This window comes from Clostridium sp. UBA2485, assembly GCF_002341865.1.
Taxonomy (GTDB): Bacteria; Bacillota; Clostridia; order Clostridiales; family Clostridiaceae; genus Clostridium_J.
This window is the reverse complement of sequence record NZ_DDOV01000046.1, coordinates 29,285-53,705: the sequence shown is the minus strand read 5'-3', so window position 1 is coordinate 53,705 and position 24,421 is coordinate 29,285. Positions and strand designations below refer to the sequence as shown.

The 24,421-nt window shown below is 28.6% G+C and carries 34 protein-coding genes and 3 pseudogenes; 36 read left to right on the top strand and 1 reads right to left on the bottom strand.

What is annotated here, in order from left to right; all coding sequences use genetic code 11:
* The coding region (locus B3603_RS08935) for a hypothetical protein (protein WP_291563571.1) at nt 1-1,009 on the top strand (1,009 nt) is incomplete at its 5' end.
* 148 nt (nt 1,010-1,157) lie between these two features.
* On the opposite strand, the gene B3603_RS08930 is transcribed toward B3603_RS08935, so the two are convergent.
* Entirely contained in the window at nt 1,158-2,324 is a 1,167-nt protein-coding gene (locus B3603_RS08930; RefSeq protein ID WP_291563568.1) for a metallophosphoesterase, read from the bottom strand.
* Nucleotides 2,325-2,485: 161 nt separating this feature from the next.
* Here B3603_RS08930 and B3603_RS08925 point away from each other — a divergent pair, with 161 nt between their 5' ends.
* From B3603_RS08925 to B3603_RS08765, 35 genes and pseudogenes are all read left to right on the top strand, one after another.
* Nucleotides 2,486-2,968: a hypothetical protein gene (locus tag B3603_RS08925; protein ID WP_291563566.1), complete on the top strand. Its 483-nt coding sequence runs from the start codon at nt 2,486-2,488 to the stop codon at nt 2,966-2,968.
* 530 nt (nt 2,969-3,498) lie between these two features.
* A complete protein-coding gene (locus B3603_RS08920; protein WP_291563564.1) occupies nt 3,499-3,810 on the top strand; it encodes a GNAT family N-acetyltransferase in 312 nt (103 codons plus the stop codon).
* Nucleotides 3,811-3,926: 116 nt separating this feature from the next.
* Nucleotides 3,927-4,151, top strand: a complete 225-nt coding sequence (locus B3603_RS08915) for a GNAT family N-acetyltransferase (protein WP_291563561.1) — start codon at nt 3,927-3,929, stop codon at nt 4,149-4,151.
* An 8-nt stretch (nt 4,152-4,159) separates the two neighbouring features.
* On the top strand, nt 4,160-4,732 hold the full coding sequence (locus B3603_RS08910; RefSeq protein WP_291563558.1) for a GNAT family N-acetyltransferase: 573 nt from the start codon (nt 4,160-4,162) through the stop codon (nt 4,730-4,732).
* A gap of 149 nt (nt 4,733-4,881) precedes the next feature.
* Nucleotides 4,882-5,592 carry a GNAT family N-acetyltransferase gene (locus B3603_RS08905; RefSeq protein ID WP_291563591.1) on the top strand — a complete coding sequence of 237 codons (711 nt, stop codon included), beginning with the start codon at nt 4,882-4,884 and terminating at the stop codon, nt 5,590-5,592.
* A gap of 26 nt (nt 5,593-5,618) precedes the next feature.
* Complete coding sequence (locus B3603_RS08900; RefSeq protein ID WP_291563555.1) at nt 5,619-6,071, top strand: GNAT family N-acetyltransferase; 453 nt, start codon at nt 5,619-5,621, stop codon at nt 6,069-6,071.
* 15 nt (nt 6,072-6,086) lie between these two features.
* Nucleotides 6,087-6,692: a GNAT family N-acetyltransferase gene (locus B3603_RS08895; protein WP_291563552.1), complete on the top strand. Its 606-nt coding sequence runs from the start codon at nt 6,087-6,089 to the stop codon at nt 6,690-6,692.
* A gap of 120 nt (nt 6,693-6,812) precedes the next feature.
* Entirely contained in the window at nt 6,813-7,250 is a 438-nt protein-coding gene (locus tag B3603_RS08890; protein WP_291563549.1) for a GNAT family N-acetyltransferase, read from the top strand.
* Nucleotides 7,217-7,837 (top strand): GNAT family N-acetyltransferase, encoded by a 621-nt coding sequence (locus B3603_RS08885; protein ID WP_291563546.1) that lies wholly within the window; start codon nt 7,217-7,219, stop codon nt 7,835-7,837. Before B3603_RS08890 ends, B3603_RS08885 begins: the two co-directional genes overlap by 34 nt.
* A gap of 45 nt (nt 7,838-7,882) precedes the next feature.
* A complete protein-coding gene (locus tag B3603_RS08880) occupies nt 7,883-8,404 on the top strand; it encodes a DNA topology modulation protein (RefSeq protein WP_291563543.1) in 522 nt (173 codons plus the stop codon).
* Between the two features lie 41 nt (nt 8,405-8,445).
* Nucleotides 8,446-8,829, top strand: coding sequence for an alpha/beta fold hydrolase (locus B3603_RS08875; RefSeq protein WP_291563540.1), 384 nt, complete (start codon nt 8,446-8,448; stop codon nt 8,827-8,829).
* A gap of 88 nt (nt 8,830-8,917) precedes the next feature.
* Nucleotides 8,918-9,346, top strand: coding sequence for a hypothetical protein (locus B3603_RS08870; protein WP_291563537.1), 429 nt, complete (start codon nt 8,918-8,920; stop codon nt 9,344-9,346).
* Between the two features lie 88 nt (nt 9,347-9,434).
* Nucleotides 9,435-10,331 carry a GNAT family N-acetyltransferase gene (locus tag B3603_RS08865; RefSeq protein WP_291563534.1) on the top strand — a complete coding sequence of 299 codons (897 nt, stop codon included), beginning with the start codon at nt 9,435-9,437 and terminating at the stop codon, nt 10,329-10,331.
* A gap of 71 nt (nt 10,332-10,402) precedes the next feature.
* Nucleotides 10,403-10,867, top strand: coding sequence for a GNAT family N-acetyltransferase (locus B3603_RS08860; protein WP_291563532.1), 465 nt, complete (start codon nt 10,403-10,405; stop codon nt 10,865-10,867).
* A gap of 24 nt (nt 10,868-10,891) precedes the next feature.
* The gene (locus B3603_RS08855) at nt 10,892-11,506 is read left to right on the top strand and encodes an SGNH/GDSL hydrolase family protein (RefSeq protein ID WP_291563529.1); all 615 of its coding nucleotides are present in this window, start codon (nt 10,892-10,894) and stop codon (nt 11,504-11,506) included.
* Nucleotides 11,500-12,255 carry a Nif3-like dinuclear metal center hexameric protein gene (locus B3603_RS08850; RefSeq protein WP_291563526.1) on the top strand — a complete coding sequence of 252 codons (756 nt, stop codon included), beginning with the start codon at nt 11,500-11,502 and terminating at the stop codon, nt 12,253-12,255. The genes B3603_RS08855 and B3603_RS08850 overlap by 7 nt, the downstream gene beginning before the upstream one ends.
* Before the next feature lie 127 nt (nt 12,256-12,382).
* Entirely contained in the window at nt 12,383-12,652 is a 270-nt protein-coding gene (locus B3603_RS08845; protein ID WP_291563523.1) for a hypothetical protein, read from the top strand.
* Nucleotides 12,653-12,833: 181 nt separating this feature from the next.
* Nucleotides 12,834-13,364 (top strand): annotated as a pseudogene (locus B3603_RS08840) (integrase); the annotation flags it as partial.
* On the top strand, nt 13,364-13,768 hold the full coding sequence (locus B3603_RS08835; protein ID WP_291563520.1) for a DUF6262 family protein: 405 nt from the start codon (nt 13,364-13,366) through the stop codon (nt 13,766-13,768). The pseudogene B3603_RS08840 and the gene B3603_RS08835, both read left to right, overlap by 1 nt.
* A 76-nt stretch (nt 13,769-13,844) precedes the next feature.
* Entirely contained in the window at nt 13,845-14,606 is a 762-nt protein-coding gene (locus B3603_RS08830; protein ID WP_291563517.1) for a Nif3-like dinuclear metal center hexameric protein, read from the top strand.
* 147 nt (nt 14,607-14,753) lie between these two features.
* Complete coding sequence (locus B3603_RS08825) at nt 14,754-15,533, top strand: class I SAM-dependent methyltransferase (RefSeq protein WP_291563514.1); 780 nt, start codon at nt 14,754-14,756, stop codon at nt 15,531-15,533.
* 103 nt (nt 15,534-15,636) lie between these two features.
* Nucleotides 15,637-15,768: a hypothetical protein gene (locus B3603_RS08820; protein ID WP_291563511.1), complete on the top strand. Its 132-nt coding sequence runs from the start codon at nt 15,637-15,639 to the stop codon at nt 15,766-15,768.
* Nucleotides 15,769-15,816: 48 nt separating this feature from the next.
* Nucleotides 15,817-15,927: pseudogene (locus B3603_RS23240) on the top strand (DUF6262 family protein); the annotation flags it as partial.
* 24 nt (nt 15,928-15,951) lie between these two features.
* A pseudogene (locus B3603_RS23235) lies at nt 15,952-16,080 on the top strand (DUF6262 family protein); the annotation flags it as partial.
* A gap of 103 nt (nt 16,081-16,183) precedes the next feature.
* Entirely contained in the window at nt 16,184-17,044 is an 861-nt protein-coding gene (locus tag B3603_RS08815; RefSeq protein WP_291563508.1) for a hypothetical protein, read from the top strand.
* A 139-nt stretch (nt 17,045-17,183) separates the two neighbouring features.
* Nucleotides 17,184-17,771 carry a GNAT family N-acetyltransferase gene (locus B3603_RS08810; RefSeq protein ID WP_291563505.1) on the top strand — a complete coding sequence of 196 codons (588 nt, stop codon included), beginning with the start codon at nt 17,184-17,186 and terminating at the stop codon, nt 17,769-17,771.
* A gap of 77 nt (nt 17,772-17,848) precedes the next feature.
* Nucleotides 17,849-18,607: an APH(3') family aminoglycoside O-phosphotransferase gene (locus B3603_RS08805; protein ID WP_291563502.1), complete on the top strand. Its 759-nt coding sequence runs from the start codon at nt 17,849-17,851 to the stop codon at nt 18,605-18,607.
* 175 nt (nt 18,608-18,782) lie between these two features.
* Complete coding sequence (locus B3603_RS08800) at nt 18,783-19,034, top strand: kinase to dihydroxyacetone kinase (protein WP_291563498.1); 252 nt, start codon at nt 18,783-18,785, stop codon at nt 19,032-19,034.
* Between the two features lie 168 nt (nt 19,035-19,202).
* Nucleotides 19,203-19,646, top strand: coding sequence for a GNAT family N-acetyltransferase (locus B3603_RS08795; protein WP_291563494.1), 444 nt, complete (start codon nt 19,203-19,205; stop codon nt 19,644-19,646).
* 338 nt (nt 19,647-19,984) lie between these two features.
* Nucleotides 19,985-20,263 (top strand): CD3324 family protein, encoded by a 279-nt coding sequence (locus B3603_RS08790; RefSeq protein ID WP_291563492.1) that lies wholly within the window; start codon nt 19,985-19,987, stop codon nt 20,261-20,263.
* Between the two features lie 322 nt (nt 20,264-20,585).
* The gene (locus B3603_RS08785) at nt 20,586-21,761 is read left to right on the top strand and encodes a hypothetical protein (RefSeq protein WP_291563489.1); all 1,176 of its coding nucleotides are present in this window, start codon (nt 20,586-20,588) and stop codon (nt 21,759-21,761) included.
* Nucleotides 21,762-21,929: 168 nt separating this feature from the next.
* Nucleotides 21,930-22,127: a hypothetical protein gene (locus B3603_RS08780; protein ID WP_291563484.1), complete on the top strand. Its 198-nt coding sequence runs from the start codon at nt 21,930-21,932 to the stop codon at nt 22,125-22,127.
* Nucleotides 22,117-22,404: a GNAT family protein gene (locus B3603_RS08775; RefSeq protein ID WP_312578739.1), complete on the top strand. Its 288-nt coding sequence runs from the start codon at nt 22,117-22,119 to the stop codon at nt 22,402-22,404. Before B3603_RS08780 ends, B3603_RS08775 begins: the two co-directional genes overlap by 11 nt.
* A 67-nt stretch (nt 22,405-22,471) precedes the next feature.
* Nucleotides 22,472-23,731, top strand: a complete 1,260-nt coding sequence (locus tag B3603_RS08770; RefSeq protein ID WP_291563483.1) for a serine hydrolase domain-containing protein — start codon at nt 22,472-22,474, stop codon at nt 23,729-23,731.
* 304 nt (nt 23,732-24,035) lie between these two features.
* The coding region (locus tag B3603_RS08765; RefSeq protein WP_291563480.1) for a GNAT family N-acetyltransferase at nt 24,036-24,421 on the top strand (386 nt) is incomplete at its 3' end.

The following is a 24,421-nucleotide window of genomic DNA, read 5'->3' as shown; positions in this document are numbered from 1 at the left end:
TATAATTACAAATGAATTTGATAACTTTGAATATGAAATGGAGCCTGATATTAAAGTATCTAATATAACTACAATGGACTATGGTGAAGAATTTGAATTTGCACGAGGTTACTATGATGATGATTTTGAGGATTATGAGATAAATGATTATAGAGATGAAGAGTTTTATGATAACTATAACAGTGAACACATAATACAGTATAGCAAAAAAAATAATGAAGAAATATTTGAAGATAATATCTTAGATAATTATGTAGATAAAAAAATACAAGAAGAGGACATTACTGAAAATAGGATTAATCTTTATGCTCTATATAATTATAATGAGGAAGATTATACTGAATATGAAAGACATATCGATGGTGAATATAATTACGATATAGAATATGAAAGTGAAAATGAAATAGAAAATGATACTAGAAATGAAGATGAATATAAAATAGAAGAAAAATATACAGAAAATGAAGATGAATATAGAGGAGAAGAAGAACGTACAGAAAATGAAGATGAATATAAAAGAGAAGAAGAACGTACAGAAAATGAAGATGAATATAAAAGAGAAGAAGAATGTACAGAAAATGAAGATGAATGTAAAAGAGAAGAAGAATGCATAGAAAATAAAGATGAAAATAAAAAAATAGAAGAAGATATAGAAGATAAAGATGAAAATGAAATAGGAGAAGAATATAGGGAAAGCAAAAATGAGGATGAAATTGAATATTGTGAGGAAGATTTAGGTGAACATAAGACAGAACCCAGCATGGAAAATGAAAGTGAAGATGAGAGAGAATATTGTGCAAAAAATGAGAGTGAAGATGATATAGAATCTAATAGTAGAAAAGAATATAAGGACTTTAAAGATGAATATCACTATCAATATTTAAAAGAGGATAAAAAAATGTTAGAAGATTGGGATGGTATTCATTACAAGCATTGGTATGAAAATAATCATCGTAAAGATAATGACAAAAAGAAAAAGAAAAAATATCATAAAAAGCATAAAAGATAACTAAAGAAGTACCCTGATAATCAGGGTATTTTTTTAGTATATAAATAATTATAAAAAAATACATAAATAATTTTTAGATATTTCATTGATTAAAGATCAATATAATGCTTTCCCTCCTCATTTTTAATATGAATTTAAGAAATGTTAATTATGATTTATTCTTGAAGGTAATATTAATTATTACAAACTCACTATTTGAAGCTACTCTTATAGGCGGACCCCAAGTACCATAGCCAGAAGACACAACTAAATTAAAATCATCAATTTTATGAAGACCATATCTATAAGGATACATTAAGTCTACTAGTACCTGATTAATAAAAAATTGACCATTATGAGTATGACCAGAAAGCTGTAAATCGATATTGTTTTTTATATTCAAATCACTGTCTAGCGGTTTATGATCCAATAATATAATTGGTTTACTCTTGTCTATATTAGAAATTACATTAGATAAGTCTTTTCTTAAGTAATTTATATCCGTAGATGAAAAATCATTTCTGCCAACTATGTAAATGTCTTCTATTTTTATATATTCATCAATTAATAAATTTATAGTTTCATAGCTAGATTTAATTTCTTCCATGGTTCCATATTGATATTCATGATTGCCTATAATACCATAAACGCCATATTTACTTTTGATATTTGCTAATCCTTCCTTCATTTTTATTATGTATTCTTTAGGTGTGGATTCATCAAAAAAATCTCCTCCTAGCAAAACTAAATCTGCATTTTCTTTATTTATTTTATCTATAAGTTTAAAAAAATCTTTATCATTAATTCCTACACCTAAATGTACATCTGAAAGGAAGACTACTTTTAAAGTATTAAGCTTAGATGGTTTTGAAATATCTATATTATAAATAGTGGTTTTTATATTACGGCTATTAAAATAGCCAAGAGAAATAATAATACCTATTATAATAAAAACAAATACACCATTAAGATATATTGTTCTTAAGAATCCCCTTAATCTTTCAGATTTAGGAGCAAATTTTTTATATATAAATTTTATTAATGCAAAGATGGGAAGGAATAATATTAAATAATAAAGAACACCTAAATAAAAGCATCCTATAGTTAATAGTGGCAAAAATAAATAATAGGGTAAAATACTTTTACCAAAGGTAGCAATAACGTAACAAAGAGCAATAGTCCAAAAGATATAATAAAAAATTCTCTCACTTAAGGAAGAAAAATAATGACTGATAGATGTATATATTTTTTTACTTATATAATAATTTACCATAATGAAAACTAATGCAAGTAAAATCACTGAAAATATATTTTTAAGAAACACTGTCATATCCATAATTTTTCCTCCTTTTCTCAATTACTTTATTAAATTATTATTAGCTATTTTAGGTAAATAAATGTATTTATATATACATTTATTAGATAATTCAAATAAATGTATAAATGATAAAAAATATGTTAAAATAACTATACAAAAAGTTAAATGGAGTGATGTACTTGGAATATTTAATTTTAGAAACAGAAGATGAGAGAATAAAGTTACCTGTAAATAAATTTAAGGGATTCTCTGATTATGAGCACAAAGTAAAATTATCAATGAGTGAAGAGGAGATATTAGAAGTAGTTCAATTTGGAGCTGAAAATGAATATGCTGAAGTAAAAAAACTTTCACGGAATAATTGTTGTGAAGATAATAAGTCTACTGTGTACAAATTGGAAAATTTTGATATAAAAACAGATAGCACTACTTATGAAGAACTTTTATATTATAAAAGTGGAGAAGAAAGCTATGAGTATGATTATGTGGAAGAATATGATGAAGAAGATGAAGGGGAATATGAGGAAAAGTTTAATATTGGATATAGATATATAGAAGATGAAAAAGATCTAGATAAAGATTTTGGAGAAGGTGACTTTGATTCAAAAACTTTATACATAATACAATGTGAGTGTGGGGATTGGGAAATATTTATAGACTAAAAGCTGACAGAATAAAATCTGTCAGCTTTTTGCATTTAAAATACCTAATGCTCAAATAAATTTTTAATTAAATATCTTGCTAATAATTATATAAGTATAAGACATGTACTTTATAAAAAATGAGTAATTCATATTGAAGTTGTCAAATTTATATGATTGATTAATTAAATAGCAGTTGACAAATAATGCAATTAAAAACTATAATGGAAATATAATCAATAAAAGGAGGTAGGAACATGTTAAATAATAATTTACATGAAGTTAAACTTAATATAGATACAAATTATACCCTACCTCAAAATATAGGTTTTAAAAAGCAGTTTAAAGTTCTATGTTGTAATTAAGTCCTAGGGTATCTCTAGGACTTTTTGTATACATAAACAAAATAGCTATATCTATTTCTAAGGAGGAATGGGTATAGCTATTTATTTTTTTATATAGGCTTTAAGCAAGTATATTAGTCATCTATTATAAAAAAATATTAGTTGAAAAGATAAGTGATAAGAGAATGCATGAAGAGGTGAGAAAAAATGATTGAGCTTTCTTATCCAAAGGTAGAAGAGGCAGAAGAATATTTAAGAATTTTAAAAGAGGGAGAGTATGAATTTTATTATGCAGCTATTCCGGAGGATGTTGAAGAAGAAATTAAATGGATTAAAAGAAGAGAGTACAAAAGAAAGAATAATCTCGAGTATAATTATTCTATAATTTACAGAGGAATTTTGGTGGGAGGGTGTAACATTAAAATATTTCGAGAGGTACCACATATAGGAGAACTAGGATATTTTGTAGATAGAAGTTACTCTAGGCACATGAAAAAAATAAATAAGCCAATATGCTAGTCTATTTTGTATCATACTTCGTCAGCACAGTTAGCTTATAGCTCTACTATGAGCTGACTGTACTTCCTTGTCTGATGCAAAATATACGTCGCATATTTAACCTTTTATTTATTTTCATGTACCTTAACAAAGGAATTGCATCAGAAATTGTAGCTAAACTGGAGAAAATAGCATTTGAAGATCTTAAATTAGTTAGACTTGAAATAAGAATGGACCTAAGAAATAAAGCTAGTGAAAAGGTTGCAATTAAAAATAATTTTGTTAGAGAGAGCTTACTTAGAAAAGCTGTAGAATTTCAGGGAAAATACTATGATAATCTACTATATACCAAGGTAAGGTGAAAAACATTATGAATGAGGATACAAATTGTATAGATTCAATATTCGAAATTTTTCTAATACTTGAAACGGACAGATTTATATTAAGACAAGTAAAAGATGGAGATTATAGTGATATATATGATATATATTCTGAGAAAGAAGCAGTTAAATATCAGCAAACTAGTCCCATGACCACCATTGAACAGGCAAAAAAATCTGTAGAAGCTTTTTTGAGAGGCTTCAATGAAAAGAGATTTATTAGATGGTGTATTACAGAAAAGGAAGCAGATAAGGTTCTAGGATTAATTACACTTAATAATTTTAATAGGAATAATTCAAGTGCAGCTATAGGATATATGCTTAATAAGAAATATTGGAGAAAAAACATAATGAGTGAGGTAGGCGAAAAGGTTATTAATTATGGATTTAAAACTTTAAATTTACATAGGATTGAAGCATCTATACATCCTGATAATATTGCCTCAATCAATGTATGTTTAAAGCTTGGATTTGCAAAAGAAGAATTGAGAAAAGAGTCAGTCTATAATATAGCAACGGATGGATATGAGGATAGGCTGATATTTGGGATAGTAAATAATTAGAATAATGAGGTATAAAGCTAATTTTTAGTTTCAAGTAAAATTTTAAATCATTATAAACCTAAATTAAAGGAGAATACTATATGAATTTCAAATTTAAACCTACAACTATTGAGAAGATTTCAGAGTTAATGGCGGAATAGACAAAGACACTGTCATCGCCCTTTGATTCCTTTTTAGAAGATCATATAATAGCATCAGATTTTTATAAGATAGTTAAAGATTCAGTAGATATAGGATATTTCTCAATTTTTGAAAAAAAGCTATTAACTCAATTTTATGTTAAATTTAAATATTTAAAATATGCACAAGAAGTTTTTAGTGATATACTTGATAAATTTTCAATAGAAGAAGCTTATGTATGTACTGCAGATGAGTTATTTTTGAGCTGCATTTGCGATATAGAAAATAAAGAAATAAAAAATCAAGCATACTTTTTTCAAGATAATAAAGAGAATCCTGAACCAGTGAAACCATATGGTGGCGGAGTTCTAAGATTAGCAGAGAGTGGAGACATAGAAATAATAAAGGAAATCAGTGGAGATTTTTTTGAGGACGTTCCTAAGCAAGTTGAGGAGAAAGAAATATTTATCTTTACTGAAGGAGAAGAGGTTTTAGGCTTTGGTATAACTGAAAAAGGACAAGTATTACAGGGCTACACAAGCATAGGAATGTTTACAAGTGTAGCATATAGAAAAAAGGGTATAGGCAAAGCTATAATAACTAAGTTAAAAAAATTATGTTATGAGAATGGAGAAATTCCTATATGTGGTTGTTGGTATTATAACATCAACTTTAAAAAGACCTTAGAGAGCTGTGGATTTGTAACAAGAACTCGTTTACTAAAGATAAAGTTCATTTAAAAATAATAGGAAGCAGGGATAATATATTGAATATATATTTTAAAAATATTACAGCAGATAATTGGAGAGAAGCTATTGCTCTAAAGATATCTAAGGAACAAGAGAGATATTTACCACATTCTAATTTAATATCGATTGCAGAATCAAAGTTCTACCCTGAGTGGACAACTTTAGGAATATATAAAGATGAAGATATTATTGGATTTTCTATATATGGTCTAGAAGATGAGAGGGATAAAGAAATATGGTTAATTCGATATATGATTGATGAAAGATATCAAGGACAAGGTTACGGTAAATATACACTAGAAAAATTGATAGAAAAAATTAAAGAAGAAACTAAATGTGATAGGATTTGTTTAAGTTTTCATCCAGAGAGCAGAGTGGCAGAAAAATTATACTCTGGCTTAGGCTTTAAGCAGTTTATTACTGGATTTGAAGCAGAGGATGAAATTTTTTATAAATTAGAAATTGAATAGAAAGAGGAGTAAAACATGGGGATATGTAAATTAAAAATGATAAATTTTTTAGAGTTAAGTGGGAACTTGGTCTATTTAAAAAAGTTAGGAAGCGAATATCTTGAGGAATACTGTGAATATTTTAAAAATGCCAGCATTGAATCAAGTGTTTTTACTGGAACAAAGGAATTGTATACGAAATCTAATTTAGAAGGTTTCTTAAATACAATTGAAAATGATAGCAATCGAGCAGACTTTTTAATATTTTTTAAAAATTCTAACAAAATTGTTGGTGAAGTTGTTATCAATGAGGTAAGTGTAAAAGATAGAAGTGCCAATATAAGGATAGCTATTAATAAAAAAGAAGATTTTAATAAAGGATATGGAAGTGAAGCTATGATTTTAGCACTAAATTATGGTTTTGGAATGTTTAATCTTCATAGAATTGAATTAAGTGTGTTTGAATTTAATGAAAGAGCAATGCGTGTTTATGAGAAATTAGGATTTGTAAAAGAAGGAATTAAAAGAGATAGTCTATACTTTAATCATAAATATCATAATGAAATTATAATGAGTATTTTAGAGGATGAATTTAAACAATTATATATGAATTATGATGAGGATTTGAAAAATTTATTGTAATTTATGGAGATGTAAATTAAATGAAAGATTAAAGACATATTATTTATATGTAGGTTATAAAATAATTAAAATCAACTTCTGTACAAGCAGGTACAGAAGATATATTAAGGAGAGATAAGAATGGAAATTATTTTAAAAGAAATTAATAGAGACAACTGGGAAAAGTGCATTGAACTTCAAGTAGAAGAGAACCAAAGAAAATTTGTAGCTTCAAATTCCTATTCATTATTGGAATCCAAATATGAGGATTATTGTTATCCAATGGGTATATATGATGGAGAAACCATGGTGGGATTTTTAATGTATAGCTTTGATGAAGATACTAACAAATGGTGGATGTGCAGATTAATGATGGATAAGAAGCATCAAGGTAAGGGATATGGAAAAAAATCTATAGAATTATTTATAGATTTAATGAAAAAAGAGAAAGGAAATATAGCATTATGTACAAGCTTTGAGCCAGAAAATACTGTTGCTGATAAGCTATATGAAAGCATAGGATTTAGAAAAACTGGAGAAATAGCTTGGGGAGAAGTGGTTATGGAGATTCAATTATAGTTAAAGGAGAAGATATTATGAACTATAATTTTTGGAAAGGTAAAAAAATTGGACTTAGAGCAATAGAATTAAAAGATGCAGAAAATTATTACAAATGGTCCTATGATTATGATTGCGAAGCTGATAGATACTGTGATGAAATACATTTTCCAAGAAATTGTGAGTTAATGACTGACATGGTGGAGAAAAAGTCAAAAGCAGCGCCAAAAAATGATGAATTTACATGGATTATAGAAAATGGTGATGGAATAGCAGTAGGAAATATAAATACTATCAATTGTAATAGTAGAACAGGTACCTTTGGATACGGATTAGGTATATCAAGAGAATACTGGGGAAAGGGATATGCAAAGGAAGCTATAAAAATAATACTAAGATATTATCTTAGAGAATTAAGATATCAAAAGGCTACTGTTTATGTCTATTCCTTCAATGAAAGATCAATGAAACTTCACGAAGCTTTAGGATTTAAAAAAGAAGGGGTAATAAGAAGAATGGTATATACCAATGGAAATTACTATGATGAAATTATCTATGGTATGACCAGTGAAGAGTTTGATGAGATAGATAAAAAACTTGAGCTATGATAAGAGACAAAGAAGGTAAGTATAATTAAATCTTAGAGGAGTAATATGAAAAAAATAATGATTTTAGGGTCAGCAGGTTCTGGAAAATCTACAATGGCTAAGAGAATAGGAGAAATAACTGATATAGAGGTAATTCATTTAGATACCCTGTTTTGGGCTCCAGGTTGGATTAGAGTTCCTAGTGAAGAATTTGAAGAGAGGGTTAAAAGCTATGTTGAAAAAGAGTCATGGATAATGGATGGAAATTATATTGGAGTTTTAGATATGAGGCTTAATACTGCTGACACAATAATTTTTATTGATGTGCCAAGGGTTAAATGTTTATATAGGGTAGTTAAGAGAAGATTTCAATATAAGGGTAAAACAAGAAGTGATTTGACTACAGGATGTGACGAAAAAATAGATTGGGAATTTATAAAATGGATATGGAATTTCTCTAAACATAGTAAACCTATTATATTAAAAGAAATAGAAGAAAAATCACAGGGAAAAGAAGTCTATTATTTAAAGAATAAAGAAGATATAGAGTTTTGTATTAATCATATAAGGAAGAGAAGAAATATATAGAATATATTTTAAAAAATAATAATGAATAAAGGCGGCTTAACATGAACATAAAATTAATAAATATAGGAGATACAATATTAGAAATTTCTACTCAAGGCAAAGGTGAGCAAGTTGTAGTCATTGAAACAGGGCTTGGATCTCTATTTTATGATTGGTATGGTATAGCAAAAGAAGTTTCTAAGAAAGCAAGAGTAATTTTATATCATAGAGAAGGTTATGGAAACAGTTCAATAGCAAAAGAGAAATGTACAACAAGAAGAGTAGTCGAAAATTTAAAATTATTGTTAGCAAAAAAAGGTATCAATGAACCAGTAATATTAGTAGGACATTCTTTTGGAGGAATGTGTGTTGCACTTTGCAAAATTATATCCAGAAATGGTGAAGGCTTTAATTTTAGTGGACTCATCCCCAGCAGAAATGTATAAAATATAAAACTTAAAAAGAAAACTCCAATCCATACAAGAAAAATATCCTACAGCTAAGGCCATAGAAAGATTAAAGAAATTTGGAGCTATGAGTGAGGATGAGCTTAAAGTGGAAATTAATCCAAGTATTTCAGAAAGTAGCAGTAGACTCTCAGAAGAGATTCAAGAAAACATAAGAAAAGCTTTAATTAGTTCTAAGTTTTATAGGGCTCAAGATTCTGAATTTGAAAATATACTGGATAGTGGGATAGAGATAGAGAAGCTGTCTATAGAGATGTTAAAAGATATGCCAATTAAATCAATAGTAAGGGATGGAGAGATAGAAATAAATAAACTAATAGAGGCCGGAATACCAGAATCTGAAGCAAGAACTTTGGAGGATTTGATTCAAGAGTTGGATAGAGAAAAACTAAATTATTCATCAAAAGCAGAATTAATATTTGCTAAAGGTTCAAGTCATAATATTTACAGTGATTATCCAGAAATAATTTTAGAAACTATTGATAAAGTAATGTAGTTATTAAGAGTATATATCTGGTTATTTAGATTATATATTAGAGAAGCAGTAGATTAAAAGGCATATTATCAATAAAGGATGGTATAAAATGAAAACTGAGAATTTAACACAAGAAAGAATGGGAGATTTCATAAGCTATTGCAAAAGCCATAGAAAAGAAGTAGACGATAGCTTTTTATATGATGAGGATTTAGGAAGGTTTAAACTTGGTGAAGAAAACCCAACCTATCTTTTAATAGATAAGGATGAGAATATTATTGGAGTGGCTTCTCTTATTATTGATGAATATAATAAAAAATGTAAAAAGGGTAGGTTTAGAATATTTCATAGCATAACAAATAATTTAGAATATTATAGAGAAATGCTAAGAGAAATATTAAAACATACAGAAGAAATAAATAAGATATTTGTTTTTGTTAAAGAAGAAGAGAAAGAGATTATAAATATTCTTAATAGTTTGAATTTTTGCATTGAAAGATATTCCTTTTTACTTAAAAGGGATGTAGAACCTATAGGAGAAACAATATTTCCAGAAGGATTTAATTTAAAGACCTTTGAATTTAATAGAGATGAGGAGCATTGGTGTGAAGTTAGGAATGCAGGCTTTGCAAAACTTAAAGGCAGTGAAACACCTAGAACTCCTGAAATGATAAGTGAAATGCAATATGATAGAGGGCTATTACCAGGAGGTATGAAAATTCTATATAACCTTGATGAGCCTGTTGGAATAGTAGGGGTGTCAAAGGAGATTGAAGAGGACATAGAATATGCATTCATACATTCTCTAGCAGTAAAGCCTGAGTATCAAGGAAAAGCTCTTGGGAGAAACCTTCTAAGAGCAGCTTTATACCATGGAAAAACTCTTAATATAGATAGGGGAATGCTCACTGTGAATGGAGAAAATGATAAGGCTTTAAGCTTATATCTTAAGGAAGGTTTTTATAAGGATGAAGTAGTAATTTGTTATAACTATGATATAAGGTAAATAATTAGTGGATTAGGGATGTTTTTTAAGGCTCAGTAAAAAGAGCTAAATATGTATTGGAGGAACCGTAAATGAATCTAGAATTTAAAAAACCTACAGAAGCTGATTCAAGAGAGGTTGCTACTTGGAAGTTTGAAGGAGAGTACTCCTTTTATGATAATGACAAAACAGAATTTAAAAAAGAATGGGCATTAAATTTTCATAAAGAAGAGAATACCTATGCTATATATAACGAAAGCAATAAATTAATAGGAAACTGCTGTTTTGAATTTGATGAGGAGGGAGTTTCATTTGGAGTTCAAATGAAACCTTCATTAACAGGTAAAGGCATGGGGGTAGAAGTAGTAACAGCTCTTTTAGAATTTGGAAGAGAAAAGTATAAGTTTACTGAGATATCTTTGCTGGTTGCTAAATTTAACCGAAGAGCTATAAAAGTTTATGAAAAATTAGGATTTACAGTTAGTGAAGAGTTTATGTGGTATGTAAATGGTGAGGATAAAGAGTTTTATGAAATGAGAAAGGCATGGGAAGAATAAGTGGAAACTATAAGGGGTTTATTTGTGATAGGAGATAGTATATCAATACATTATGGACCATACCTTAGAGAAATGATAAAGGATAAATTTAGCTATGATAGAAAAAGAGGAGTAGAGCATGCTCTTGTGGATTTAGATAAACCAGTGGGAGCTAATGCAGGAGATAGCAGTATGGTTTTAGAGTATCTGCAAGAGGAGCGTGACTTAGGAAGGAGATATGATACCCTAGCAATAAACTGCGGAATGCATGATCTTAGAAGAGACAGAGAATCTAATAGAGTTCAGATTGAAATAGACAAATATAAAAGTAATTTGGAGGAGATTGTTAAAATCTCCAAAGAGATATCAAATGAAGTTATATGGATATCTTTAACACCTATCATTGATGAAATTCATAATAGAAGAAAAGCTGGAGTTCTAAGATATAGTAGTGAGGTTGAAAAATATAATGAGGTTTCAACGTTAGTTATGAAAGAAGATAATGTGAAAATTATAGATTTATATAACTTTACTAAAAATTTAGGTGGAGATATTTATTGTGACCATGTACATTTTAAAGATGAAGTTAGGAGATTACAAGGGGCCTTTATTGCAGGATACTTAAATTCAATACAAAAGCTGGAGGTGAAAATATGCTAATAAAAGATTTTGAGAAATTTATTGTAGATGTATTTACGGAGGAAAAACTAAATCTAGTAGAGGGAAAAGGAGAATATGGCTTCACTAATATAGGAAGAGACAGTATCAAAAAAGTAGGATATTGTACTAATTTAACTCCAGATTCAGCTAAAGAAGCGGTTGTTAATAAAGTGGATTTACTAATAACTCATCATGATGCATGGGAATGGATAGATGGAATGAAAAAACAGGCTCTTAGTATATTAAAAGAGAATAATATATCTCATTTTTATGTACATGCTCCCTTAGATGATGCTGAGTTTGGTACAAGTGCTTCATTGCTTGAGAAATTAAGTTTTAGAGTTACAGAAAAATTTGCTCAGGAGGAAGGATTCTACAATGGAAGAGTTGGAGAGGTAGATGAGCCTATAAGTCTTGAGATTTTAACAGACAACATAGAAAGTTTGTTAGAGGAGTCAGTTCGTGTTTGGAAGAATAATGATAAGAAAATTAAGAAAGTAGGAGTTGTAACAGGGGCAGGATTCTCAGCTATTAATATGAAGGAAGCTGTAGACTTAGGGTGTGATGCATATTTTACTGGTGAAAAGATATTATATACAATTCAATATGCAAAACAGGCAAATATAAATCTTATTGTAGGAAGCCATACCTTCACTGAAATCTTTGGAGTGGAGAGTTTATGTGAATTAATTAAGAATTTCTATAAAGATATTGAGGTTGTTAAGATAGAGGAAGAGCATATTGAATAAAATGATTAAATGACGAAGTAATTAATAAAAAGTGTTCTTTGAAAATTGAATAATACGGTATTTACAAAATATATTATAATTAATTCATGATAGTAAGATATGACGGACCAGAAGGGAGGATATTGTTATGGATTATGGTACAATTTTATTTTTTATTATCATAGGAATATATTTTATAATTAAGTTTAGCAAAGATAAAAAGGGTTCTAATTTACTTCTAGTTTTGATGGCTATTACAGGAATTTTTTACAGAAAATCTTTTGGCATATATAGCAATGTAGGTAAAACAGCACAAATAATCATTAATATAATATATTGGACTTCTTTATTGATTTTATTGGTAGTTTATTTTATTAATGAAAAGAATAAGAGAAAAAAGCAGACCAATAACCTTTGAAGTTAATATACAAAGGAGATAAAAACATCTGACATATGTAGACATTAGGACATACTATTCATATTTAACAACTAAACTGTAAAATCAAATAAATTATTCATAATACCGTATTATTCAAAAGAATAAGCGGTATTTTTGTTTCATAATTCAAATAAATTACGAATTAAAAATCTATCAACCTCTAAGACATACAAGGGCAAAAGAGGACGTAGAGCAAGGTATTAGTATTATACAACAAATATTAAGGCATCAGAGTCTTCAAATGACTGTTCATTATGCCACAGTAACAGAAAATACTCTTTACGAGAAATGGAAGAATACAGGGGATTTAGACTTGTTTAGAGTTAATACTGAAACCAATAATCTTGAACAAGTAGATTTAAGCTCTGATGATGGTGAAAATCTTATAAGGTATGAATATGTTAAAAAGAATTTAGATGCTGTAAGAGTATCTTTTGGTGTGTGCTTTAAACCTTCTAAAACGCCTTGTAAGCAACAAATGAATCATTGTTTATAAGTCGAAAATATATCTGAATATGAAGAAGAAATTGACCATGTTAAAAAGCAAATAGAAGTTAGTAAAAGATGTGTTAGAGAACTATGGGCTGAAAAGAATAAAGCATACTTAAAACTATTAGAGGATACACTCGAAAGAGTGAAGGAACAAAAAATAGTCCATAAGAACGGTAAATCAAGGAAGGAGTTAGTATAATGGCTGATAACACCAAAGGATTAAAGAAATATGCACAAGAAAAAACAAAGACAACTTTAGAAAAGGTTGATAAAGCCATTAGAAAACTTTCTCTTAATGGTGAAAAGATTAATTTTAATAGTGTGGCGACAGCAAGTGGAGTATCAAAGACATTTCTTTATAACAATGAAGATGTTAAGAAAAGAATAGAGGATTTAAGACAACAACAGGTTAGTAGAGAAATCAATCAAAGGCTTAAATATGATAAGAATTCTAAGTCTAAGGATATTATCATAATGGCGAAAGATAAAAAGATTAAGGAACTTGAAGAAGAAAATAAGAAGCTAGGGGAGCAGTTAGAGATACTAAGAGGTAAGCTGTATGAAAAATGTAAGTACACAAAATTTCTTTGTATTATGATGTAATACAAAGAAATTGATTACAACCAAGGTAATAATGAGAATTGAAGGCAAAACATGATGAAAATGAGGAGGTAAGTATATGGATGTTTCACATATTGTTGAAAGAATTAATGATCTTTTTAATGTAACAAGTAAGGAAATCTATTCTAGTGAATCTGGGATTACATACCATGCAGATAAAAAAGTTAAAAAATTAGGATACTGTGTTAACCTGACGCTTGAAACTATAGAGGAAGCAAGAATTCATGGAGTTGATATGATGGTGACACACCACGATGCATGGGATGAAATATATGGATTAAAAGAGGCATGCATAGAAAAACTAGAAGAGTATGGTATAAGCCACTACTATAATCACTTGCCGCTTGATGACTGTAACTTTGGAACAAATGATAGTTTATTAAAAAAATTGAATTTAGAAAATGTTAAAAGAACCCACGAATGGGAAGGGTTATATTTTGGTAGAGTCGCAGAATATGATGAAGAAATTGAATTTAATGAATTAGTAAGAAATATTGAAAATCTGCTTGAAGAACCAGTTAAATTTTGGCGGTTTAATGACAAAAAGGTGAAGCGAGTGGGCTTAGTGTGTGGCAATGGAGGGACAACAACTTGCCTTAAGGAAGCAGTTGAAAATAAGTGTGATGTATACATTACAGGTGAATGTAATTTGTATACGATTCAATATGCTAAGTTTAAAGGGATAAATCTTATCATTGGGAGTCATACTTTCACAGAATTCTTTGGAATTCAAAGTTTAGCATTGAAATTGAATGAGAATAAAAAAGAACTTGAAGTAGTGAGACTTAATGAAGAGCATTATGAAGCGAATATAAAATAAGACATAATAACAGAGAAATATGTATAACTTAAAAGAATTTAACAATTAAATTATAGGCTACATTAATTATATGTAGTCTATGTATAAAGATAGTAAAATAAGTCGGTGTAGGGTGTACTACACTAGATATGGAAAGGAGATGATAACTTGGATATAAAATATTTATTTGATGATGCAGTTTTAAATTATGAAAAGAGGCGTCCCAATTATAGAACTGAACTATTTAAAGATATAGTAAAATATGCAGAAATTGGTATGGACAAGTCGCTTATAGAGGTAGGTTGCGGAACAGGCCAAGCTACAGAGCCATTTTTAAAAACAAAATATAAAGTAACAGCGGTTGAATTAGGTGAAAATCTTTCTTCATATACAAGAGAAAAGTTCAAGTCTTATAAAAACTTAAATGTTATTCAATCCGCTTTTGAAGATTATGATTGTGAGGATAATAAGTTTGATATGTTATATTCTGCTACTGCTTTCCACTGGATACCAGATGAATTTGGATATAAAAAGGCATACAGAATAATAAAGAATGGTGGTACGATTGCTTTATTTTGGAATAGACCATCTACAAATAATAAGGGTAATCCACTACATCAAAAAATCCAGTCTATTTATAATGAGCTTTTACCACAGTGGAGTTATAAAGTAACCAATAATGAAGATAAATCAAAGATCTATTCAAGCATAATAAACAAAATAGAGCAAAATGGGTTTACTAATATTGAGTTTAAACTATACCATAATATCAGGAAAATGACTGGAGTTGAATATATAGAACTACTGAATACTTATTCAGACCATTTGGCTTTAGAAAAATCAATAAAATCTCAGCTTTTTGATGATATTAGAACAGCAATTGAACAATTTGGAAATGAATTAATTATTAATGATACAGTAGACTTATATCTTGCGCAAAAACTGTAGAGATATTGGCTCTAAATTATTACTTATTCATTTACATTTGTGAATGATAGAAGAAATGGGAGAAGTTATATCAATCATTAAAAAACGTTAAGAAAATGATATTATGAACAATGTCATAGTTAGAGCTGTATTCATTGAAGAGCTAGTTGATTTAATGATGTTATATAATGATACATTGATTTTTTATGGAATTACATCAGAGGAACTGTCAGAATTTTTTGAAAAAAGCATCTGAAGAATATGGGAAGAGGGTTTATAAGACGAGTTTAATAGTAAGCAGTAAATAACCGAAAAAGTAGATAAAGCTATTAGGGAACTTTCCCTTAATGGTGAGAAGATTGATTTTAATAGTATAGCGACAGCTAGCGAGGTATCAAAAAACTTTCTCTATAATAAGTTAAAAAAGAACTGAGGAATTAAGACAGCTAAATCTAAAGATATTATTATAATGGCTAAAGATAAAAAGATTAAACAACTTAAAGAAGAAAACAAGAAACTCAAAGAACAATTGGAAATTCTAAGGGATAAATTATATGAGGGAATTTAGTTCATAATCGTAAAATTATCAAGAGTAAATTTTCAAAATCACGTGCTAAATAAATTAGACTAAACAGAAATTTAAAATATTAGTGATAAATGAGGTATGAACAATGATAAAAACAATTTATAAATTTGAGGAAGTAATTGATTTTGCATGTGAATTAAGTCAAAATAATTTGCATGCTAGTTATCCAAGAAGAAAATCAATGAATGATATTAAAGAAAATATTAAAAGAGCTATCCGCTCAGATAATAGAAATATAGTAGCTTGTTATAGGGAAGATGTATTATTAGGAGTTTGTGTTTATTTTTGGGAACATGATGAAAAATATGCACAAACAGAAATGTTTTTAATAAGAGAAAATTATGAACAAATCGCAGAAGAATTAATTGATTATATAAGTAAGCAATTACCAGGACATGAATTATTTATAGGTGTACCAGTTTCTAATGAAAATGCAAACCAATATTTTAAGAAAAAGAATATAGAATGTATCGATGCTAGTTTTGACACAAGATTATATAATTTAGAAATACATTCTACCCAAAGACATAATTGCATAGAAAAAATTACTGAAGATAATTTTGAAGAATATGCTATATTTCATGATAAATATGCTATTCCTTTAGAAATGTATTATAATAGCAAAAATTTGAAAAAGAATATAGAGCGTTTTCGAGTATTTGTTTTTAGACAAGATGGAGGGATTCACGGAAGCATTTTTGTTAACGGATTGCTAGACCCAAAAGAAAAAGAAGTCGTTGGATTGTTTATTGATGAAGAATATAAAAATAGTGGTATTGAAAGTATCTTAATCAATGAGATGTTGATGCAGTTATATAATGAATTTGGTACATTAAAGGAAATTGTATATTTTATTGATGAAGATTGTACTGATGAATTAAAATTGGCTTTAGCCGCAGGTTTTGAGCTTAAAGATAAATATAGATGTTATAAATGTATGCTTTAGTATACTAAATTAATCTTTAGTAAAGAATTGCAAACTTCGTATTTTATAAATGAAAAGTTAAAAATAATAAATTATAGAAATACAGATTATATGTATTCTTTGAATTTTATCACTATTTATGTAATAGGAGATTGTATATATGGTTGATTTACAGGTATATTGTCTTAGTGATTTACATGAAACAAAAAAACGTGAAACTGTTGAATTATTTGTTGATGGATTTAGAAACATATTCTTATTTACAGAAAATAAGTTCGAATTAATTGAACTTTTTTTACCGTCTTTAGATACTTCAATGATTTATGTTTGTTGCTATAAGGAAAAAATTGTTGGAGTTATTGGTATTGGCACAAATAAGAAAAGAGTATTTTGTTTTGATATTCAAGTATGTCAAAAAATATTCGGAAAAATTAGAGGGATGATGATATATAAACAGCTTAAGATGATTGCAGAAACTCCAGCAGTAAAGAATGATTCCGATTTATATATTGATTACTTGACTACGGATACAGATATGCGCGGAAAAGGAATAGCTACAAAGCTGTTAGATTTTGCATGCCAATTACCAGAATACGATGAATGTTATTTAGAAGTACTATCGAAAAACACCAATGCAAAACGACTATATGAGAAATTGGGATTTAAGGTGTACAAAAAGAGCTTTAATTTTTTTACTGTTATTCAGGGATTTGGGTATCCAATAAAAATGAAGAAGCGAATAAAATGAGTATTTTCTTCTAATTAATATATGGCAATTAAAAAAGTTTTATAGAATATGTTTGTAAGAGGTAAAAGAGGTGTAATATGTACTTACCAAAAGATATAAAAGACATAGTAGTATTGATGCAGTCTGAAGAATGTAAGGAAGGTATGTCTAGAGCAAAGGTGATCCGTTACTATGATACTTGTAAAGAATTCTTTTTAAAAATTGAAAAGATAAATGATGAAGTTATAAGAGAATATGAGATGTATCAGTGGCTTATAGGGAAACTACCAGTACCAAAAATTGTTTATAGAGTTGTAGAGGATAATGTTTCATATATGTTAATTGAAGCTGCGAGGGGTAATATGCTAGAAGATGGCACTTATTGCAGTAGGCCAGAAAAGTTAGTAGCATTAGCTGCTAAGGGGATTAAATTATTACAAAGTGTGGATGTTCATGAGTGTCCTTTTGATAGTAGAATAGATGCAAAACTAGAGAAGGCAAGAAAAAGAATTGAAAGTGGCTTAGCAGGAAGAATAGATAAAAATGGATATACAGATGGACTATATACTACTGAAGATGTATATAGATACCTTATAGAGAATAAGCCAGAAGAAGAACTGATTTTTTCCCATGGAGACTATTGTTTTAATAATTATTTTACGAATGGAACAGAGATTACAGACTTTATAGATATGGGACGAGCTGGTGTAAGTGATTTTTATCAAGATATTGCATTATGTGTTCGCGAACTAATGGATTTTGAACCAAAATACACAGAGATGTTCATAAAAGAGTTGGGGATAGAACCAAATTGGGAAAAGATAAAATATTATATTTTATTAGATGAGTTGTTCTAAGTTTGAGCATGATCTGTAGTTATTTAATTCATAATATTAGATTTTAAAATCACAAGTAAAAAAGTGAATAATTTATAAAAACACCTTATTATTTAGAAGCTATTATGTTATGTTATAATCTATTTACAGTATACAGATAAATTTAGAACTTATAAGATGTAAAGGAGAATAATTTATGATTGAATATAAATTTGATACACAGCTATTGATTGAAGGAGAAAGTCTTTCAGAAGATAAAATAAATGAGTATATTACAAAAAATATTGAAGGTGATTGCTTACTTGTGGTAGGTGATGAGGAGTTGATTAAAATTCATTTTCACACAAATACCCCATGGAAAGTGCTTGAATATTGCGCTTCACTAGGTGATATTCATGATATTGTTATAGAAAATATGGAAAGACAGTCCAAGGGTCTTCAAGGTTAAACAGTATAAAAAATCATTGCAAATTTCAATTTACCTAATCAGAAATATATAGACCTATATAAACAATTTCAAATAAATTATAAAATAATCTATTTATAATAATTTTAATTATTTATAGTAAGAGTTTTATAAATTAGGTTTTTCTTAATAGGTATTGGAGGTTTTTTTATGGAAGATAATATTATAAATGATAAATCATTATTTAACATTGAATTAATCCAAGGAGTTAGTGTTAGAGGATTTAAAGAAAGTGATTTTTCTTCTATTCAAAACTTGTATAAAGAAGAAGGATGGATGACATTTATAAATAGAGATAAGGATAGCTTAGAATCATGGAAAAATTCTAGTATTGCTATTGTAGCTGTTGAAGGAGAGCAAATAGTTGGACTAGTACGAGGTTTTACAGATGGTAATATCACTACCTTTATAGCAGAGATTATAGTGCATAGAGATTATAGAGGGAAAGGAATAGGAAAAGCTTTATTAGATATTTGTCATCAGTTATATCCTAAAACAAGAATAGAATTGCTTGCGGATGAAGAGGTCTATGAGTTTTATACAAGAAATAAATTTAGAAAGATTATGGGATTTAGAAAGAGTTATGAAGTATAAATAAAAATTATTTATACTGCATATTATTAATTAGATAAAAAAATAATAAAAGGAATTTAGAGCTTAACATATAATTATATGTTATAGGGTAAAAAGGAGTGATGTTTTATGAGAAGTTATAATGTATTTAATTGTACTGTAAACGATATGCTTCAAGCAAAGACCATAATGACTCAGTTAGCTATGCTTTGCTTGGAGCCTAATGTATCTATTAGCTAAAAGGCATCTTTAATTAAATATTTTATTGAAGATGTTAAAAACTAGGCTCCCATAATACATGAGCTTACTTTTTCATAGGTCTTTGCCTTAATTTACAAAAATTAAGGATGGGCAAAAATATGAAATATGTTAAAGCACACAATGTGTTACCAGAGGAGATAATAGAATTAATTCAAGAATATATAGATGGGGAATATTTATATATCCCTAGAAAAAGTGAAAATGAGAAAGCTTGGGGCGAAAAAAATGGAACAAGAAGTAGCCTTAAGAAAAGAAATAATGAAATTTTTGAAAAATATACTTGTGGAACTAAAGTTTCAGACCTTGCAAATGAATACTTTCTTTCAGAACAAAGTATAAGAAGAATTATAAGCAGAGAAAGAAAATTAAGTGCTTAAACAAAAAAAATCAATGAAAACGTCTTATTATCAATAAAATTTTGGTAATAAGGCGTTTTTTTGCTCAACTTTAATATAGAACTGTTTTGGCCATATAATATAACTTTATTAAATAGTAAAATTTTAGTAGGGAAGTTTTTAATCAATTAAAAATCGATAATTACGGTTAAAATCAATTTATTAGTAGCTTTTTGTAGGGGTGAACAGTGTTCGCCAGTTATATGAATTCTTAGATTAAGTTTAAAAGTGGTACATCCATAGGAAATATTTGAATATGAACTTAGACTATTAAAATAAAAAGGTATTAAGGGGGAAAAATAAAATGAGAAAAGATGATAAAACAATTGAAAACATAAAGATGTCTTTAAAAAAAATTCAAGAACAGTATAACGAAGGAAATGCTCATAGTGCAGAAGCTTTTGTTAAGGAGTTCTTTATAGATGAGAAAGATACAAGTCTTGTAGGGCCAGGATTGAATAGCTGGTGTTTTGGAATAGAAAATATAAAGGATGAAATAAATAGCTACTGGACAAATGAAGAAAAACATCTAAAGCATATAGAGCTAGATATAGATGATGCAGTTATAAATTTAGAAGGTAAAGCAGCTGTTGTATCTATTTCGGGGAAAAATACAAGAAATATAAGTGAAGAAAAAATCTATGAAGATATGATAAATAAGTTATCTAAGGAATTAAATGCTGACAATGTATCAAGAGGAACCTTAGCTAAACTTTTAAATGAAGTTTCAGAAGGGATAGTTAATCTAAACTCAGAGGAGAAATATATAAGCCAAGAAGAAAAATATATAGATCTTTTTAGAGTGACCATGGTAATGGTTAACACTAATTTAAATTGGATGATAAAGCATATGAAGATATCTTTTAGTGGAAATGGTTTAGAGATAACACTTAATAACTATAATGTGGAGGATAAATTTAAGCTTATCCCAGTAGAGAAGGAAGAAAATTTAGAGGTAGAGGAAATTCAAAAAGTATTGCAGGTCTTTCAAGAAGCTTATGATAAACGTGACGTAGATTTAGTAGATAGCTATGGAGATGAGCTGCTTCATAAGGATGAAAATTTATTTATATTTGGAACAGACCAAGAAGAAAATTTTCATGGATTTAAGGAAGGAAAAGAACTATTTGAAGGAGATTGGAAGTATTGGGGAGATTTTAATTTAAACAGAGAAAATGCATATATCTCTATTTTAGATAATGTAGCAGTAGTTTATTCAAAGGCACTTATAGAATTTACTTGGAAAAAGGACAAGGTTTCTCATTGGTCTAAAAATACCTTAAACTACTATTTAAAGGAAACGGAAAAATCTAATAAAGAAATTGCATATGAAATGCTAACATCAATGGCTAATTGTCTAGATATTATAATAAATGCTAAAGAAAAACCTCTTTATGCTATGAAATTCCTTGGAGTGTTAGTAAAAAAAGAGGGCAAGTGGAAATTTAATCATATGCATTTCTCAGATATAGTTGAGTAAAGGATCAAAGAATAAATTTAATTAATAAGTATAATAAAACTATATTATAAAAATTTGTTTGATATTTAAATATAAAAAATTATGTTATAACAATGTCTTGTTATTAAAATTAACTTGGTAGCAAGACATTATTTTTTATACTGCAAAAAATAGATAGAGGAATCTTTTATGAGAGAAATTGTATATGATAATTATTATTGGCAAAATGATTTAGTGAGATTAAGGCCTTGGAGTGAAGATGATTGGGAGTGGATTTATTATACCGGATTTGATAGTTCATTAAGCAGATTAGCAGGATATAAAGTTGATTTACCACCAACAGTTTCAGGTGCAAAAGAATATTGTAAGGGAGTAGATAATAGATAATGAGAGGCAGGGAACTTTTGATGTTGGTATTAGAATTGCAGTAGAGTACCAAGGCAGAGGGTATGGAACAAGTGCTATGAAAATGTTTATAAAATATGGATTTATGGAAAGACGATTAAATAAATGCTCCTCAACTGTTTTAGAGGGAAATGAAGTATCTATTAAAATGCATAAAAAACTTGGATATGAGCAGGAGGGTGTACTCAAACAAAACATTTATATGAATGGAAGATATTATGATGAGATATGTTTTGGATTAACAAAGTACGGCATTTAAAAACATGCAAGATAAATGGATTTGGATTTAAATTTTTATTTTAGAAGAGCATTAGGGGGAAGAGAAGATGAAACATAAGGAAATTCAATTTAAATTAGAAGAGTATATGAATAGGTATGTAGATACATGGCCCTTTAGTGGATCAGTGTTAGTGGCAAAGCAGGGGAAAGTTATTTTTGAAAAGGGGTATGGAATGGCTAGTATAGAGCATGATGTACCTAATACTCCTAATACGAAATTTAGGATATGGTCAATAACAAAGCAATTTACTGCAGTAGCAATCTTAATGCTTGAAGAAAGAGGACTTTTAAAAACAAGTGATAGCTTGAGAAGTTATTTCCCTAATTATCCTGAATTTGATGAAAGAATTACTATTCATCATTTGCTTACTAATACGTCAGGAATTTTTAATTATTCAAACATTCCAGATTCTCATAAGAATTTATATAGAATACCTTTAACTTCTGAAGAATTAATTGGCTTTTTTAAGGATAGACCCTTAAAATTTGAGCCAGGAAGTAATTGGGATTACAGTAATTCAGGATATTATCTTTTAGGACTTATAATAGAAAAAGTTTCAGGGAAAACCTATGATAAATTTTTAAAGGATAATATATTTGACACATTGGGTATGAAGAACTCTGGCGTAGATGATAACAGAACTATACTACAAAATAAGGCAACAGGGTATTATTTAAATGACGAAAGTTTAATTCAATGTGAATATGTAGATATGAATACTGTTTTTTCATCTGGGGCCATGTACTCTACTGTTGAAGATATGAATTTATGGATTGAAGGTCTGTTTGGAGGAAGGCTTATAAAGAAGGCTTCCATTGAAAAGATGATTACTCCATATAAAAATCAATATGGGTATGGAGTATTTATCGATGAACAATTTAATAGAAGAAGAATTAATCATGGAGGAGGCTGTGAAGGGTTTTTAACCGAACTTCATTATTATGTTAAAGAAGGAGTATCCATTTCAGTATTTAGCAACTATGGTTTTACGGCAGTATGGGGTATTAGCGAAACCTTGGCTGCTATAGTTTTTGGTGAAAGCTATAAATTTCCATATAAGCCAGAGCCTTATAAATTACCTTCAGAGATATATGAAGAATATATGGGCATATATGAGGATAATGGTACTAAGCTCACAGTAACAAAAGATAAAGACAAAATATTCTTTACAATAGACGATGATTATATTATTCCTATGTATCCTGTGTCCGAAACTAAATTCCATCACACCTGGATAGACGAAGAATATGAATTTAAAAGGGATGAGGAAGACCAGTTATATTTCTGGGGAATAAAGAAGGTTTAGGGATATATTATGTAGTGTGCTAAGATAAGGCTTTGTTATTGAATTTAACTTCATAGCAGAGCCTTTTTTGCTCAACGTTAATACAGAACTGTTTTGGATATATAAGAACTATGTGATAAATAGTACAATTTCTTTAAGAAAGAAATTTAGATGTGGCGAGAAGGAATTTAAGAGATGATTTTTAAAAAATATAAAAAGCAATTTGTCCTTAAATTTATCTATAGCAGTAGGTATTGCATCTTATGAACTTTTTAAAAATCTACATAGACATTCAGCCAAAGCATAGAGAGGAAGTTTAAATTTTATGAGAGAAATTGTATATGATAATTATTATTGGCAAAATGATTTAGTGAGATTAAGACCTTGGAGTGAAGATGATTGGGAGTGGATTTATTATAATGGCTTTGATAGTTCATTAGGTAGATTAGCAGGATATAAAGTTGATTTACCACCAACAATTTCAGGTGCAAAAGAATATTGTAAGGGAGTAGAGAATAGTACTGCAAATAATTCTAGTATAATCTTTGCAATAGACACATTAGAGGGTATACATGTTGGAAGAATAGGTTTAGGAATAGATAATGAGAGGCATGGAACTTTTGGTGTTGGTATTAGAATTGCAGCAGAGTACCAAGGCAAGGGGTATGGAACAAGTGCTATGAAAATACTTATAAAATATGGATTTATGGA

Excerpts from the sequence above, each read along its gene's own strand:
- B3603_RS08835 (WP_291563520.1), top strand. The coding sequence starts at position 13,364 with ATGGCTGATAACACCAAAGGATTAAAGAAATATGCACAAGAAAAAACA.
- B3603_RS08860 (WP_291563532.1), top strand. The coding sequence starts at position 10,403 with ATGAATCTAGAATTTAAAAAACCTACAGAAGCTGATTCAAGAGAGGTT.
- B3603_RS08870 (WP_291563537.1), top strand. The coding sequence starts at position 8,918 with ATGAGTGAGGATGAGCTTAAAGTGGAAATTAATCCAAGTATTTCAGAA.
- B3603_RS08815 (WP_291563508.1), top strand. The coding sequence starts at position 16,184 with ATGATAAAAACAATTTATAAATTTGAGGAAGTAATTGATTTTGCATGT.
- B3603_RS08780 (WP_291563484.1), top strand. The coding sequence starts at position 21,930 with ATGAGAGAAATTGTATATGATAATTATTATTGGCAAAATGATTTAGTG.
- B3603_RS08790 (WP_291563492.1), top strand. The coding sequence starts at position 19,985 with ATGAAATATGTTAAAGCACACAATGTGTTACCAGAGGAGATAATAGAA.
- B3603_RS08915 (WP_291563561.1), top strand. The coding sequence starts at position 3,927 with ATGTACCTTAACAAAGGAATTGCATCAGAAATTGTAGCTAAACTGGAG.
- B3603_RS08875 (WP_291563540.1), top strand. The coding sequence starts at position 8,446 with ATGAACATAAAATTAATAAATATAGGAGATACAATATTAGAAATTTCT.
- B3603_RS08930 (WP_291563568.1), bottom strand. The coding sequence starts at position 2,324 with ATGGATATGACAGTGTTTCTTAAAAATATATTTTCAGTGATTTTACTT.
- B3603_RS08800 (WP_291563498.1), top strand. The coding sequence starts at position 18,783 with ATGATTGAATATAAATTTGATACACAGCTATTGATTGAAGGAGAAAGT.
- B3603_RS08865 (WP_291563534.1), top strand. The coding sequence starts at position 9,435 with ATGAAAACTGAGAATTTAACACAAGAAAGAATGGGAGATTTCATAAGC.
- B3603_RS08795 (WP_291563494.1), top strand. The coding sequence starts at position 19,203 with ATGGAAGATAATATTATAAATGATAAATCATTATTTAACATTGAATTA.
- B3603_RS08810 (WP_291563505.1), top strand. The coding sequence starts at position 17,184 with ATGGTTGATTTACAGGTATATTGTCTTAGTGATTTACATGAAACAAAA.
- B3603_RS08805 (WP_291563502.1), top strand. The coding sequence starts at position 17,849 with ATGTACTTACCAAAAGATATAAAAGACATAGTAGTATTGATGCAGTCT.
- B3603_RS08820 (WP_291563511.1), top strand. The coding sequence starts at position 15,637 with ATGAACAATGTCATAGTTAGAGCTGTATTCATTGAAGAGCTAGTTGAT.
- B3603_RS08920 (WP_291563564.1), top strand. The coding sequence starts at position 3,499 with ATGATTGAGCTTTCTTATCCAAAGGTAGAAGAGGCAGAAGAATATTTA.
- B3603_RS08830 (WP_291563517.1), top strand. The coding sequence starts at position 13,845 with ATGGATGTTTCACATATTGTTGAAAGAATTAATGATCTTTTTAATGTA.
- B3603_RS08770 (WP_291563483.1), top strand. The coding sequence starts at position 22,472 with ATGAAACATAAGGAAATTCAATTTAAATTAGAAGAGTATATGAATAGG.
- B3603_RS08850 (WP_291563526.1), top strand. The coding sequence starts at position 11,500 with ATGCTAATAAAAGATTTTGAGAAATTTATTGTAGATGTATTTACGGAG.
- B3603_RS08880 (WP_291563543.1), top strand. The coding sequence starts at position 7,883 with ATGAAAAAAATAATGATTTTAGGGTCAGCAGGTTCTGGAAAATCTACA.
- B3603_RS08895 (WP_291563552.1), top strand. The coding sequence starts at position 6,087 with ATGGGGATATGTAAATTAAAAATGATAAATTTTTTAGAGTTAAGTGGG.
- B3603_RS08890 (WP_291563549.1), top strand. The coding sequence starts at position 6,813 with ATGGAAATTATTTTAAAAGAAATTAATAGAGACAACTGGGAAAAGTGC.
- B3603_RS08785 (WP_291563489.1), top strand. The coding sequence starts at position 20,586 with ATGAGAAAAGATGATAAAACAATTGAAAACATAAAGATGTCTTTAAAA.
- B3603_RS08845 (WP_291563523.1), top strand. The coding sequence starts at position 12,383 with ATGGATTATGGTACAATTTTATTTTTTATTATCATAGGAATATATTTT.
- B3603_RS08910 (WP_291563558.1), top strand. The coding sequence starts at position 4,160 with ATGAATGAGGATACAAATTGTATAGATTCAATATTCGAAATTTTTCTA.